The following is a 13,729-nucleotide window of genomic DNA, read 5'->3' on the forward strand; positions in this document are numbered from 1 at the left end:
TCAGCCTGAAAGCCACCCGCGAGGGGGGCTCACCCGTTCGCCAGCGCAAACTCCGGCCGCGTCAGGTTGTCCGCCTCGCCGTCGGTGCACAGCACTTCGTCCTCGATCCGGATCCCGCCATACGGACGGAAGAAATCGACGCGCTCCCAGTCGATGCTGGCGCCATGCCCGGCCCGCTTCACTTCGTCCAGCAGCATGTCGATGAAGTACAGGCCCGGTTCGATGGTCACCACCATGCCCGGCTCCAGCACGCGGGTCAGGCGCAGGTAGGGGTGGCCGTCCGGGCGCTCGATCCGGCCACCGGCATCGCCCGCCGCGAAGCCCGCCACGTCGTGGACCTGCAGGCCGATCAGGTGGCCGATGCCGTGCGGGAAGAAGGCCGCGCTGACCCCGGTTTCCAGCGCGGTCTGCGGCGATACCTTGAGCACGCCGAAGTCCTTCAGTACGCCCATCAGCGACAGGTGCGCGTCCACGTGCAGCTGCTTGTAGTCGAAGCCGGCGCGTACCGCGGCACACATCTGCTGCTGGGCAGCGTCGACCGCGCCGATCATCGCGGCGAACTCGTCGTGGCCGTGCGCCGCGTAGGTGCGGGTGATGTCGCTGGCGTAGCCGAGCGCGCTGGCGCCGGCGTCGATCAGGAAGCTGCGCAGCGGCTGCGGCGCGGTGCGGCCCAGTTCGGTGTAATGCAGGACGGCGGCGTGTTCGTTGAGCGCCACGATGTTGCCGTACGGCAGTTCGTTGGCATCCTGGCCGACCGCCGCGCAGTACGCCATGTGGATGGAAAACTCATCGGCACCGTTGCGGAAGGCGGCTTCTGCGGCGCGGTGGCCGCGCACGCCCAGCACCTGTGCCTGGCGCATCAGCGCGATCTCGTACGGCGTCTTGCAGGCGCGGTGGTACTCCAGGTAATCCACCACCGGCGCCGGGTTGTTGGGTGCCCACTCGCCCAGTGTGCTCTGCGGCTCGCCCAGCACGGCGCAGCGCGAACGGTCACGCGGCAGCAACGCCAGCGCTTCTTCCGGCTTGCGGATGACCTGGATGTCGAAGTGCTCCACCCACCAGCCACTCGGTGCGTCGGGCACCACGTGCCAGTAGTCGAAGGGCTGGTGGAAGATCACCGTGGGACGCTTGCCCGGGGTGAACACCAGCCAGCTGTGCGGCACCCGGGTCAGCGGCAGCCACGCCTTGAACTGCGGATTCACCGCATACGGATAATCGCGGTCGTCGAACAGGTGGTAGTGCAGGGTGCCGCTGGGCACCACCAGATGGTCGAAGCCGCCGCGCGCCAGCGCTGTTTCGGCCCGCCGGCAAAGCACGGCCAGGTGGTCGGGATAAAGGGCGCCGGGGTCGTGCTGGATCATCGCGGTGACTCGCTGGAAAACAGCCCCTGATTGTGCCGCAAGCGCCGCGCGGCTGCTGTGCCGGAACCGGCGCTCAGCGCGCCGGAGATTCCTGTCCGATCCATCCGCGCAGCAGTTCGCGGTGTTCGCGCGAGAGGGTGATGAAGCGGAAACCGGCCCAGGCCTGTCCCGCCACGTGCGCCGGGTCGGCCCACAGCAGGTGCACGCCGACGTCGATCGGTGCGGCGTGGCCGTCAGCCAGCGGCAGGGTGAACTGCAGCTGGTACAGCGCGTCTTCGCGCAGGGGCACGGAGGCCAGCATCAGCATGCCGGTCTCGGAGAGGTTGCCGAGGCGGCCGACCACGCGTTCGGCGATCTGGTCGGTCACCGGCACCAGGTCGGCCACGTTGCGGCGCGGCGCGCGGCGGGTGTCGGGGTTTTCGTCGGCTACGCTCATGCGGCTTCCCCTTGTTCGGCGCCGGCCAGCGAGCGCAGCGTGCGCAGGGTGGCCTGCCACGCGCGATCGATCAGGCGTCCCCTGTCTTCGGTGACGACGCGGGCCTGTTCCAGTGCCATCAGCCGCGCCAGCGTATCCAGCGTGTACTCGGCCACCTTCTGCCCGCGCGGATTGACGAACAGCGCGTGTTCGGTGACCAGGCTGTACCAGGACAGGCGTTGTCGGTGCAGGTCACCCTGCTGGTTGCTGATGAACTCGAACCAGGTGCCGAACGGCAGCGTGCGCAGCTGCCGGTAGCAGTCTTCTTCGACGGGGCTGCGCGCCAGCGGTGCAAGCCGGCGGGTGTCATGGACTTCGGCCTGCTCGCCCAGCCGGGTACGCGCCTTCAGGCGCGCCGTCAGCTCGGTCCGCGAGGTGCTGTCGTCCTCGCCGCCGGGAGTGGACAGGCGCCGGGCGATCGCGCGGGCTTCGTCGTGGTGGCAGCCGATCTGCAGGACCGCGGCCTCGACCTCGTCGAACAGGGCGTCATCGGCAGCGTGCCCGTTGCCGGGCGGCTGCGCGGTGACCGCGGTGATGCGCGCGGTCTGCTGCAGGCGCTGCTGCCACAGTGCGGAGTCTTCGCCGTGGCGCAGCTGGGTCAGGGTCAGCACGTCCGCCCAGGCCTGGCGCAGCAGCGTCTGCACGAAGCGCGGCGGAGGGTCCTGCGCGCAGGCCTGTTCAATCAGCGCGGCAGCCTGCTGGCGTGCGACCTCCAGCCGCTCCTTGCCACGGGCTGCTTCCACGTGGCGCCGTTCGGCCAGTTCAGCCTTGTGCGCAGCGGCGCGGACGTGCTGCTGTACCTCTTCGTTGGCGGCGGCGAACACGGCCGGATCGTCGTGGTACTGCGCCACCACCGTGTCCACCGTGCGCTCCAGTTTCTGCACCAGCTGCGGGTCCAGGTCATCGTCCTGCAGGCCGCTGGCGCCCAGTTCGGCGATGGTGTTGAGCAGCTCGCGCGCCGGGTGTTCATCGCGCACGAAGAACCCCGGGTCGGCCAGCGCGGCGCGTGCCAGCGGCACCTGCAGCCTGCCGACCAGGTCGTTGCCTGGGGTCTGCGGACGCTGCTCCTGGCGGATCTGCTGGAACAACAGGCCGAGCAGGTCCAGCGTGTCGCCGTCCTTGACCGTCAGCGCCGCCTGCTCGCCGTGTTCGGCGCGCAGCTGGGTCAGCAGGGCGGTCTGCAGGTCGGACATGCTGCGTGAGGTGGCGCCGCCGGCGATGCGTGCCTGCAGCTGCCCGAGGATCGCATCGACCATCGCGCTGGGCACGGCGTTGGCATCGGGCGCAGCCCCCGGCACCACGCGTTCGTCTGCCGCGGCAGCGCCCGGCAGCGGCGCCTCCAGGCCGGGCGTTGGTGCCGCGCCAGCGGCCATCGCATGCCGCGCACCGGCGAGCAGTTCGTGCAGTGCGCTCATCGCCGGCGCTGCCAGATCCACCACCGGGGCGGCTGTCGCCGGTTGTTCCTGCGTACCCGTGGGCAGCGGCGGCGGGTGCGCGCCGGCCGGCGCGGGATGCCCGCCGAGTTCGGCCTGCATCATCGCCGACCAGGAACTGGCCGCGTTGCTGCTGGCCCCGTTCCAGCTGGTGACCGGCGTGGTGTGGGCGCGTGCGGCCCCGGCCTGGCTGCGTCCCGGCTGGGTGACGATCCGGCGGGTTGCCGCCGAGCGCGCCAGGTACGGGGTGTAGACCAGTCCGGGCAGCACGCCCTCGTGGCCGAGCAGCACGTTGGTGCGCTCCAGCAGCTCGCCCAGTCGCTCCAGCACCTGGCGTTCGAAGCTGCGGTACAGCGCCAGCTGGGCTTCCAGTTCCAGCCCGGCTTCGTCACCGATCCGGCGCACGATGCCGCATAGCAGGGTCGGGCCGAACGGCACGTGCTCGGCATCCAGCGCCGGCGCCGCGGCCAGCACCGCCAGCCGCTGTCCGAGCAACTGCAGTGCGTTGGCCGAGCGCAGCATCTCGCGCCGCATGATCTCGTTGAGCACGATGTCGCGGTCGATGTCGGTGTCGTTGACCAGGGTCAGCGCGGACATCGACGGGCGTTGCGGCTCCACCGCCGCCGGCGCTTCGCCGGGCGGGGCGAACAGCGCGGCCAGCGCCTGCGCCAGCTGTTCCAGGAAGCGTTGGCTGAAGCCTTCGGCGAAGGGATGGATCTGCCTGGCCTGCGCGAACAGGTCGGCCTGCAGCTGGCTGTTGCGGGCGCGCTCGGCCTCGCGCAGCAGTTCGCGCTCCAGCTCCACCACGGTCAGCGTCAACGGCGCGGTCAACGACTGCCGCGACAGTGCCAGCAGGGCGCCCAGCAGCCGGCGCACCCGCGGTGGGGCATCCACCGCAGCGAAGCGCGCGGTGTCCTCGGGCATCGGCGGAGGCGAGGAGGGCATGGGGCTGGGCATCCGTTTTCCCGGGGTCGGGCTCGGAATCTACCGTGTCGGGCGGGGTCGCGCTACTCGCCCAGGAACAGCTCCACCACGTCGTTGGTGAAGCGCCGACCCAGCTCGGTCGGTCGCAGCAGCACCTCGCCGTGGTCGTGGCCGTCCGCGCCCGCACAGCCGTGGTCGTCGCAGCCATGCCCGTGATCGTGGCCCTCGTCCACGCGTTCCAGCCAACCGCGCTGCAGCGCCTGCTTCAGCGGTGCGTCGATGGCGGTGGCGGCAAGGCCGGTGCGCGACTGGAAATCGCGCAGGCTGAAGCCTTCGTGCAGGCGCAGCAGGTTGAGCATGTATTCGAACGGCAGCCGGTCCGCGGCGATGATGTCATCGCCGCCGAAGCTGGCGGTGGTGCCGGCGGCATCCATGTACGCCTGCGGATGCTTGAGCTTCCAGCGCCGGCGTACGTTCTGCTCGGCACCGGAGCTGATCTTGCCGTGCGCACCGGCACCGATGCCCAGGTAGTCGCCGAAGCGCCAGTAATTCAGGTTGTGCGCGCTCTGCCGGCCCGGCCGCGCATAGGCACTGACCTCGTACTGGTCGAAGCCGGCCTGCGCCAGCAGGGCCTGGCAGTGTTCCTGCATGTCCCAGGCGCTGTCTTCGTCCGGGATGCCCTGTGGCGGACGGGCGAAGAACACCGTGTTCGGTTCCAGCGTGAGCTGGTAGTGCGAAAGATGCGCCGGCTGCAGCGCGAACGCACGCTCCAGGTCATGCTCGGCGGCGGCCAGGGTCTGGCCGGGCAGGGCGTACATCAGGTCGATGTTGAAATTGTCGAAGCCCGCATCCTGGGCCATCTTCACCGCGCGCTCGGCTTCGGCGCTGTCATGAATACGGCCCAATCGCTTGAGCGCGTCGTCATTGAAGGTCTGGATGCCGAAGCTGAGCCGGTTGACGCCCGCCGCACGGTACCCATCGAAACGGCCGTGTTCGGTCGTGCCCGGGTTGGTCTCCAGGGTGACTTCGGCATTCGGCGCGAAGCGCAGCCGCGCCGAGGCCTGCTGCAGGAAACGGTCGATCGCTTCGGCCGGGAACAGGCTGGGCGTGCCGCCGCCGAAGAACACGCTGTGCACCACCCGGCCCCATACCAGCGGCAGGTCCTGGTCCAGGTCGCGCACCAGTGCATCGATGTAGGCATCGAAGGGCAGTTCGCCCTTGGCCTGGTGCGAGTTGAAATCGCAGTACGGGCATTTGCGCACGCACCACGGCAGGTGCACGTAGAGCGACAGCGGTGGCGGGATCAGGGCGGGCATCGGGGTCGGTTACAGGGAGATCGTGGACAGCCGCTGCTTCAGCTGCTGCAGGGCCAGCGCACGATGGCTGAGCGTGTTCTTCAGGGCCGGCTCCATTTCCGCGGCGGTCAGGCCATGGCGAGGGTCCAGGAACACCGGGTTGTAGCCGAATCCGTTGTGCCCGCGCGGCGCCTCCAGGATCACCCCTTCCCAACTGCCTTCGCAGACCAGCGGCTGCGGATCGGCGGCGTGGCGCAGCAGCACGATCACCGCAAAGAAGCGTGCGGTGCGTTGTTGCGCCGGCACGCCGTGCAGTTCGGCCAGCAGCTTTGCAGTGTTGGCCGCATCGTCGGTGGGGCTGCCGGCGTAGCGCGCGCTGTACAGGCCCGGGGCACCCCCCAGCGCGTCAACGATCAGTCCCGAATCATCGGCCAGCGCGGGCAGGCCGCTGGCCTGGCAGGCCGCCCGCGCCTTGATCAGCGCGTTTTCCACGAAGGTCAGGCCGGTCTCCGGCACATCGCCGACGCCGGCGTCGGCGGCCGACAGGATCCGCAGCGGCAGGTCGGCCAGCATCGCCTGCATTTCCTTCAGCTTGCCGGCGTTGTGGCTGGCAAGCACCAGCCGGGAGGTGTCAGCGAGATTCATCAGGCCAGCTCCAGCAGGTCCCAGGTGTTGCCGTACAGGTCGCGGAACACCGCCACGGTGGCATAGGGTTCCCTGCGCGGTGCTTCGAGGAACTCCACGCCGGCGGACAGCATCGCGGCGTGGTCACGCGCGAAGTCGTCGGTCTCCAGGAAGAAGCCGACCCGTCCGCCGGTCTGGTCGCCGATCCGCGCGGCCTGCACGTCCGAACTGGCGCGCGCCAGCAGCAGCCCGGCGGCGCCGTCGGCGGCCGGGGACACCACCACCCAGCGCTTGCCACCGCCCTGGTCGATGTCCTGCTGCAGCTGGAAGCCGAGCGCGCCGGTGAACCAGGCAATGGCACGGTCGTAGTCGTCCACCAGCAAGGTGGTCAGGGCCAGCCGGCGATTCATGCGCCCAGTGCCGCCTGCTGTGCCGCCAGCAGTTCGCGCACGCCCTTGTCGGCCAGCGCCAGCAGCGCATCCAGTTCGTCGCGACGGAACGCGTGGCCTTCGGCGGTGCCCTGCAGTTCGATGAAGCCGCCGCCATCGTTCATGACGACATTCATGTCGGTGTCGCAGTCGCTGTCTTCGGCGTAGTCCAGGTCCAGCACCGGGGTGCCGCGGTAGACGCCCACCGATACCGCCGCCACGGCGCCGATGATCGGGTTGCGCTTGATGTCACCGCGCTTGAGCAGCAGGTTCACCGCATCGGCCAGGGCCACGTAGGCGCCGGTGATGGCTGCGGTGCGGGTGCCGCCGTCGGCCTGCAGCACGTCGCAGTCCAGGGTGATGGTGCGCTCGCCCAGCGCGTTGCGGTCCACGCACGCACGCAGGCTGCGGCCGATCAGGCGCTGGATTTCCAGCGTGCGGCCGCCCTGCTTGCCACGCGCCGCTTCGCGGTCGCTGCGGGTGTGGGTGGCGCGCGGCAGCATGCCGTACTCGGCGGTGACCCAGCCTTCGCCCTTGCCACGCAGGAAGCCCGGTACGCGGTTTTCCACGGTGGCGGTGCACAGCACGCGGGTTTCGCCGAAGCAGACCAGCACCGAGCCTTCGGCGTGGCGGGTGAAACCGCGTTGGAGGGTGACCTGGCGCATCTGGTCGGGCTGGCGGCCACTGGGGCGGGTATCGGACATGGCGGGGTACCGTTGGAGCGAGGGAACGGGTCCATGCCCGCGCCGGGGAGGGGGCAGGCAGGAGGCTCGAATGAAGCCGCTAGGGTACCATTCCCTCTTTGGGAGCATCTGGAAAACCCCATGATCCGAAGCATGACCGCCTACGCCGGTGGCGAGCGCGCCACCGCCTGGGGCACGCTGGGCTGCGAGCTGCGCTCGGTGAACCACCGGTTCCTCGAAGTCGGCACCCGCCTGCCGGAGGAACTGCGCGCGCTGGAACCGCAGCTGCGTGAACGCATCGCCGCACGCCTGAGCCGCGGCAAGCTGGACCTGGTGATGCGCCTGCGTACCCCGGAAACGTCAGCCAGCCTGCAGGTCAACGATGTCCTGTTGGGCCAGCTGGGCCAGCTGGCGCACCGGCTGACGTCCGACTTCCCGAACCTGCAGGTCAGCTTCACCGACCTGCTGCAGCTGCCCGGCGTGATGCAGGGCGAAGCCACCGATGCCACGGCCCTGCAGGCCGAGGCGCTGGCGCTGCTGGAGCAGACCCTGGATGGCTTCATCGCCGGCCGCGAACGCGAAGGCGACAAGCTGGCAACCGCGATCAGTGAACGGGTGGATGCGATCGAGCGTATCGCCGCTGAAGTGCGCACCCTGATTCCCGCCATCCGCGAAGGCCAGCGGGTCAAGCTGGCCGCGCGCCTGGCCGACCTGCCGCACCCGGTGGATCCGGGCCGCGCCGAGCAGGAACTGGTGATGTGGCTGCAGAAGCTGGACGTGGATGAAGAGCTGGACCGCCTCGGCAGCCATATCGTGGAAATCCGCCGCGTGCTGAAGCAGCGCGATCCGGTCGGGCGCCGGCTGGACTTCCTGCTGCAGGAGTTCAACCGCGAAGCCAATACGCTGGGCTCCAAATCCGTGGACAGCCGCACCTCCAGTGCCGCAGTGGAGCTGAAAGTGCTGATCGACCAGATCCGCGAACAGGTACAGAACATCGAATGAGCATCCAACCTTCCCCGGCCGGCACGCCCGCGCGCGGCACGCTGTACATCGTTGCCGCGCCCTCCGGTGCCGGCAAGAGCAGCATCGTCAACGCCACCCTTGCGCGCGACCCGCAGATCGCGCTGTCGATCTCGTTCACCTCGCGGGCCACGCGTCCGGGCGAGATCAACGGCGAGCACTACCATTTCGTCAGCGCGACCGAGTTCGAGGCCATGATCGCCGCCGGCGATTTCTTCGAACACGCCTGGGTGCACGGCGACTGGAAGGGCACCGCCCGGCAATCGGTGGAGCCCCAGCTGGCCGCCGGCCAGGACGTGCTGCTGGAAATCGACTGGCAGGGGGCGCAGCAGGTGCGCCAGCTGGTGCCCGGCACGGTGACGGTGTTCATCCTGCCGCCGTCCAAGCAGGCGCTGCAGGACCGCATGCGCAAGCGCGGCCAGGACAGCGAGGCGGTGATCAGCCAGCGCCTGTCGGCCGCACGCGAGGAAATGCTGCACTTCAACGACTTCGACTACGTCATCGTCAACGAGATCTTCGACACCGCGGTGGATGAGCTGTGTGCCATCTTCACCGCCAGCCGGCTGCGCCGCGAGGCGCAGAAGGTTCGCCATGCGGGGCTGATCCAGGCCCTTTTGACCGCTGATCCGTCTGCAACTGACTGATTGCAAAAGGAACAGGGAGGGGTTGGCTTGATTTTGTCCAGCCCCTGCCCTTACACTCCGTCCCCTTTCCCTCATTCGACTGAGCGGCCGACCGGTCGCCGGGAGCCCGTATGGCCCGCATCACCGTAGAAGATTGCCTGGAAGTCGTTAACAACCGTTTCGAGCTGGTCATGATGGCGTCCAAGCGCGCCCGCCAGCTTGCCAACGGCGTGCAGGCCACGCTGGACAACAGCGAAACCGAAGACAAGCCGACCGTGCTGGCGCTGCGCGAAATCGCCGCCCGTCGCATCGACAACGCGCTGATCGACGAAGTCGAGAAGGCCGAGCGCGAGCGTGCCGAACGTGAAGCGCTGGAATGGGCTGCCGCCGAAGTGGTCGCCGACGAAGACATGTCCAAGAACGACGACTGAGTCCCGTCGACGCCCTTGGCCAGATACGAAACAGCCCGCCGCAAGCGGGCTGTTTCGCATTCAGGATTTGCTGAAATTGTGACGCTGGCATAGGCTTCGGCCATGAACCCAGGCCCCACTGCCAAGGTAGCCGCGCCGTCACGCGCGGACGTACCCGATTACGTCCTTCAACTCGAGCGCGCAGCGCACTACCTGCCGCCGGAGCAGCTCCCGCTGCTGCGCCGTGCCTGGGAAGTGGGCGCCGCCGCGCATGCGGGGCAGACCCGCAAGTCCGGTGAACCCTACATCACCCACCCGGTTGCCGTGGCACAGGTGCTGGCCGAACTGGGCCTGGACATGGAAGCGCTGATCGCTGCGATCCTGCACGACACCATCGAAGACACGCCGCTGACCCGCGAAGAGCTGGCCGCCGAGTTCGGTGAGCCGGTGGCCGAACTGGTCGACGGGGTCACCAAGCTGGACAAGCTGAAGTTCCGCGACCGCCAGGAAGCGGCCGCGGAAAGCTTCCGCAAGATGCTGCTGGCGATGTCGCGCGACCTGCGCGTGATCATGATCAAGCTCGCCGACCGCCTGCACAACATGCGCACCCTGGGCGCGCAGAGCAGCGAGGCGCGTGGCCGGATCGCGCGCGAAACGCTGGAAATCTATGCGCCCATCGCGCAGCGGCTGGGCATGAGCCTGGTCAAGAGCGAACTGCAGAACCTCGGCTTCAAGGCACTGTACCCGTGGCGTCATGCGATCCTGGAAAAGCACATCCGCAGCCAGCCGGTCGTGCGCCGCGAGGCGATGGCACAGGTGGAAGTGCAGCTCAGCCAGCGCCTGGCCAAGGAAGGGCTGGAACATCGGCTGGTCAGCCGGATCAAGACCCCGTGGAGCATCTACAACAAGATGCACGACGAGAACAAATCCTTCGACCAGGTGATGGATGTCTTCGGTTTCCGCCTGGTGGTGCGCAGCGTGCCCAACGCCTACCACGCGCTGGGTGCCGTGCATGCCGCGTTCAAGCCGCTGGACGGGCGCTTCCGCGACTTCATCGCCATTCCCAAGGCCAACGGCTACCAGTCGCTGCACACGGTGCTGTTCGGCCCCTACGGCTCGCCGATCGAGGTGCAGATCCGCACCGAGGAAATGGACCTGATCGCCGAACGCGGCGTGGCCGCGCACTGGACCTACAAGTTCGGCGGCGACACCCCCAACAGTGCGCAGAGCCGGGCCCATGCGTGGATCGTCGAACTGATCGATTCGCAGCGCGCCGCCGGTTCGTCGCTGGAATTCCTGGACAACGTCAAGGTCGACCTGTTCCCGGACGAGGTCTACCTGTTCACGCCGAAGGGCAAGATCATGGCGCTGCCGCGCAATGCGACCGCCCTGGACTTCGCCTACGCGGTGCATACCGACGTCGGCAACACCGCGGTGGCATCGCGCGTGGACAAGAAGCTGGTACCGCTGCGTACCAAGCTGGTCAGCGGACAGACGGTGGAGATCATCACCGCGCGTTCGGCCACGCCCAAGCCGCAGTGGCTGGAATTCGTGGTCACCAGCAAGGCGCGTACGGCGATCCGCCACCAGCTCAAGCAGCTGGAACACGAAGATGCCGTGCAGCTGGGCCACCGCATGCTGGATCGCGCGCTGGAGGCGATGGATTCGTCGCTGGAGCGGCTGCCGAAGGGGCGGCTGGATGCGTTCCTGGCCGAGCACCGCTACCCGCGCCTGGAGGCCCTGCTGGCCGAAGTGGCGCTGGGCAACTGGATGCCGACCCAGGCCGCGCAGGCGCTGATGGCCTACGCCGAACTGCGCGGCGGTGCACGCCACCATTCGCAGGAAAAGATCCTGATCAACGGCAGCGAGCGCGGCGTGGTCACCTTCGCCAACTGCTGCCAGCCGATTCCGGGCGATGAGATCATGGGGTACCACACCGCCGGCAAGGGCATCGTGGTGCACCGGATGGACTGTCCCAACCTGGCCGAGCTGCGCAAGTCGCCGGAGCGCTGGGTGCCGATCGGCTGGGATTCGTCGGTATCCGGTGACTACGACACCTCGCTGGTGGTCGAAGTGGAGAACGGCACCGGCGTGCTGGCGCAGCTGGCTGCGGCGATCGCGCAGAGCCAGTCCAACATCGAACGCGTGGACTACCTGGACCGCGACTTCAACGCCGCCGTGCTGGCCTTCAACGTGCAGGTGCGCGACCGCAACCACCTGGCCGAGGTCATGCGCAGGCTTCGCCGCCTGTCGGTGGTGCAGTCGGTGCGCCGCCAGTAACCGGCAGCGGCAGGCAGGGGTCAGGTTCCTTTTCCGCGGGAAAAGGAACCTGACCCCGTGCCGCGAGCCGGTACAATGAGGGCTCTGTTTTTCCTGATACCGGAGCACCCATGACCCGCCAGATCATCAACACCGAAAAGGCCCCCGCTGCCATCGGTCCTTACTCGCAGGCCGTGCGCGCCGGCAACACCGTGTACTTCTCCGGCCAGATCCCGCTGGACCCGGCCACCGGTGACATCGTCGGCGCCGGTGACGTGGAAGCCCAGGCCCGCCGTGCCTTCGACAACCTCAAGGCGGTGGCCGAAGAAGCCGGCGGCTCGCTCGACCAGATTGTCCGCCTGGGCCTGTACCTGACCGACCTGGCCGAGTTCGCCAAGGTCAACGCCGTCATGCAGGACTACTTCAAGGCGCCGTTCCCGGCGCGTTCGACCATCGAAGTCTCCGGCCTGCCGAAGGGCGCCAACTTCGAAGTCGATGCGGTGATGGTCATCGGCTGAACCCTGCGTGGCACGCAAGGCCGCCGCCCCTGCACTGGCCCCGTCCGGTGAAGCCTCGCTGGCGATGCTGGCCGGGGTCGGTCCGGCCGTGGCCGGCAAGCTGCAGGCGCGTGGCCTGGGCACGCTGCAGGACCTGTGGCTGCACCTGCCGCTGCGTTATGAAGACCGGACCCGGCTGACCCTGATCGAAGACCTGCGTTCCGGCGTTCCGGCGCAGGTCGAAGGCCGGGTGATGGCGGTGGAGCGCGGCATGCGCTACCGGCCGATGCTGAAGGTCGCCATCGAAGACGAAGGGCGCGGCACGCTGGTGCTGCGCTTCTTCCATTTCCGCCAGCAGCAGGTCGGGCAGTTCGCGGTCGGCAACCGCCTGCGCTGCTTCGGGACCCCGCGCCCGGGCCAGCTTGGCCTTGAAATCGTCCATCCCAGTTACCAGGTGCTGGGGCGGCTGGACGACCCGGCGCTGGGGGACCGGCTTGATCCGGTGTATCCGGCGGTGGAAGGCGTCGGCCCGGCGACCATGCGCAAGCTGATCCTGCAGGCGCTGGAGCGCTTGCCGGACGAATCGCTGCTGGAGCTGCTGCCGCCGGGATGGCTGGATGGCCTGGGCCTGCCATCACTGCGCAGCGCACTGCTGACCGTGCACCAGCCGCCGCAGGATGCGGATCTTTCCGCGCTGGCCAACGGCATCCATCCCGCACAGCGCCGGCTGGCGCTGGAAGAACTGCTCGCCCACCACCTGAGCCTGCGCCGCCAGCGCATCGCCCTGCAGGCCCATCACGCGCCGCCGCTGGCCGGGCCGGGAAAGCTGGCCAAGGCGCTGCTCAAGCAGCTGCCATTCGCGTTGACCGGCGCGCAGCAGCGCGTGTTCAAGCAGATCCGCGACGACCTCGCCCGGCCCAGCCCGATGCTGCGGCTGGTGCAGGGCGACGTGGGTTCGGGCAAGACCGTGGTGGCTGCGCTGGCGGCCATGCTGGCGGTGGAACAGGGCAAGCAGGTCGCGTTGGCCGCACCCACCGAACTGCTGGCCGAACAGCACCTCAACAACCTGCGCGGCTGGCTGGAACCGCTGGGCGTGCAGGTCGCCTGGCTGGCCGGCAAGGTCACCGGCAAGGCGCGCGCCAAGGTGCTTGCCGATGTGGCCAGCGGCGAGGCCAAGGTGGTGGTCGGCACGCATGCGTTGATGCAGGACGCGGTGGTGTTCCAGGACCTTGCGCTGGCCATCGTCGATGAGCAGCACCGCTTCGGCGTGCACCAGCGGCTGGCGCTGCGCGACAAGGGCGCAGGCGGCAACAGCGTGCCGCACCAGCTGGTGATGACCGCCACGCCGATCCCGCGCACCCTGGCGATGTCCGAATATGCCGATCTGGATGTATCGGCGATCGATGAGCTGCCGCCCGGCCGCACGCCGGTGCAGACCGTCGCGCTCAATGCGGATCGTCGCCCCGAGCTGATCGAGCGCATCGCGCTGGCCTGCAGCGAAGGACGCCAGGTGTACTGGGTCTGCACGCTGATCGAAGAAAGCGAGGAGCTCGATGCCACGCCGGCGCAGGCCACCTTCGAGTCGCTGCAGGCGCTGCTGCCCGGCGTGCGCGTGGGCCTGGTCCACGGTCGCCTGAAGGCCGCCGAAAAGCTGGCCACGATGGTGGCGTTCAAGGCCGGGCAGATCGACCTGCTGG

Annotated in this window: 13 protein-coding genes; 6 read left to right on the forward strand and 7 right to left on the reverse strand. The window is 68.7% G+C overall.

Annotated features, from left to right (window positions below; genetic code table 11):
* Positions 1–29 precede the first annotated feature (29 nt).
* The 7 genes from pepQ to rph all read right to left on the reverse strand — a co-directional run bounded on the left by pepQ (position 30) and on the right by rph (position 7,244).
* Positions 30–1,361 carry a Xaa-Pro dipeptidase gene (pepQ, locus tag ABB28_RS16770; protein WP_057687508.1) on the reverse strand — a complete coding sequence of 444 codons (1,332 nt, stop codon included), beginning with the start codon at positions 1,359–1,361 and terminating at the stop codon, positions 30–32.
* A gap of 73 nt (positions 1,362–1,434) precedes the next feature.
* On the reverse strand, positions 1,435–1,797 hold the full coding sequence (locus ABB28_RS16775) for a PilZ domain-containing protein (RefSeq protein WP_057687509.1): 363 nt from the start codon (positions 1,795–1,797) through the stop codon (positions 1,435–1,437).
* A complete protein-coding gene (locus ABB28_RS16780) occupies positions 1,794–4,226 on the reverse strand; it encodes a DUF1631 family protein (protein ID WP_057687510.1) in 2,433 nt (810 codons plus the stop codon). Before ABB28_RS16780 ends, ABB28_RS16775 begins: the two co-directional genes overlap by 4 nt.
* A 50-nt stretch (positions 4,227–4,276) precedes the next feature.
* Positions 4,277–5,509 carry a radical SAM family heme chaperone HemW gene (hemW, locus tag ABB28_RS16785; RefSeq protein ID WP_057687511.1) on the reverse strand — a complete coding sequence of 411 codons (1,233 nt, stop codon included), beginning with the start codon at positions 5,507–5,509 and terminating at the stop codon, positions 4,277–4,279.
* A 9-nt stretch (positions 5,510–5,518) separates the two neighbouring features.
* Complete coding sequence (gene rdgB, locus ABB28_RS16790; RefSeq protein WP_057687512.1) at positions 5,519–6,133, reverse strand: RdgB/HAM1 family non-canonical purine NTP pyrophosphatase; 615 nt, start codon at positions 6,131–6,133, stop codon at positions 5,519–5,521.
* The gene (locus tag ABB28_RS16795; protein WP_057687513.1) at positions 6,133–6,522 is read right to left on the reverse strand and encodes a VOC family protein; all 390 of its coding nucleotides are present in this window, start codon (positions 6,520–6,522) and stop codon (positions 6,133–6,135) included. Before ABB28_RS16795 ends, rdgB begins: the two co-directional genes overlap by 1 nt.
* Positions 6,519–7,244, reverse strand: a complete 726-nt coding sequence (gene rph / locus ABB28_RS16800; protein ID WP_057687514.1) for a ribonuclease PH — start codon at positions 7,242–7,244, stop codon at positions 6,519–6,521. Before rph ends, ABB28_RS16795 begins: the two co-directional genes overlap by 4 nt.
* A gap of 120 nt (positions 7,245–7,364) precedes the next feature.
* On the opposite strand from rph, the gene ABB28_RS16805 reads away from it, so the two are divergent.
* From ABB28_RS16805 to ABB28_RS16830, 6 genes are all read left to right on the forward strand, one after another.
* Positions 7,365–8,225: a YicC/YloC family endoribonuclease gene (locus ABB28_RS16805; protein WP_057687515.1), complete on the forward strand. Its 861-nt coding sequence runs from the start codon at positions 7,365–7,367 to the stop codon at positions 8,223–8,225.
* Complete coding sequence (gene gmk, locus ABB28_RS16810; RefSeq protein WP_057687516.1) at positions 8,222–8,887, forward strand: guanylate kinase; 666 nt, start codon at positions 8,222–8,224, stop codon at positions 8,885–8,887. The genes ABB28_RS16805 and gmk overlap by 4 nt, the downstream gene beginning before the upstream one ends.
* 110 nt (positions 8,888–8,997) lie before the next feature.
* On the forward strand, positions 8,998–9,297 hold the full coding sequence (gene rpoZ, locus ABB28_RS16815; RefSeq protein WP_042614409.1) for a DNA-directed RNA polymerase subunit omega: 300 nt from the start codon (positions 8,998–9,000) through the stop codon (positions 9,295–9,297).
* 102 nt (positions 9,298–9,399) lie between these two features.
* Complete coding sequence (locus ABB28_RS16820) at positions 9,400–11,556, forward strand: RelA/SpoT family protein (protein WP_057687517.1); 2,157 nt, start codon at positions 9,400–9,402, stop codon at positions 11,554–11,556.
* Positions 11,557–11,666: 110 nt separating this feature from the next.
* On the forward strand, positions 11,667–12,053 hold the full coding sequence (locus ABB28_RS16825; protein ID WP_057687518.1) for a RidA family protein: 387 nt from the start codon (positions 11,667–11,669) through the stop codon (positions 12,051–12,053).
* 64 nt (positions 12,054–12,117) lie between these two features.
* The coding region (locus tag ABB28_RS16830; protein ID WP_425479570.1) for an ATP-dependent DNA helicase RecG at positions 12,118–13,729 on the forward strand (1,612 nt) is incomplete at its 3' end.

This window comes from Stenotrophomonas chelatiphaga (assembly GCF_001431535.1).
Taxonomy (GTDB): Bacteria; Pseudomonadota; Gammaproteobacteria; order Xanthomonadales; family Xanthomonadaceae; genus Stenotrophomonas; species Stenotrophomonas chelatiphaga.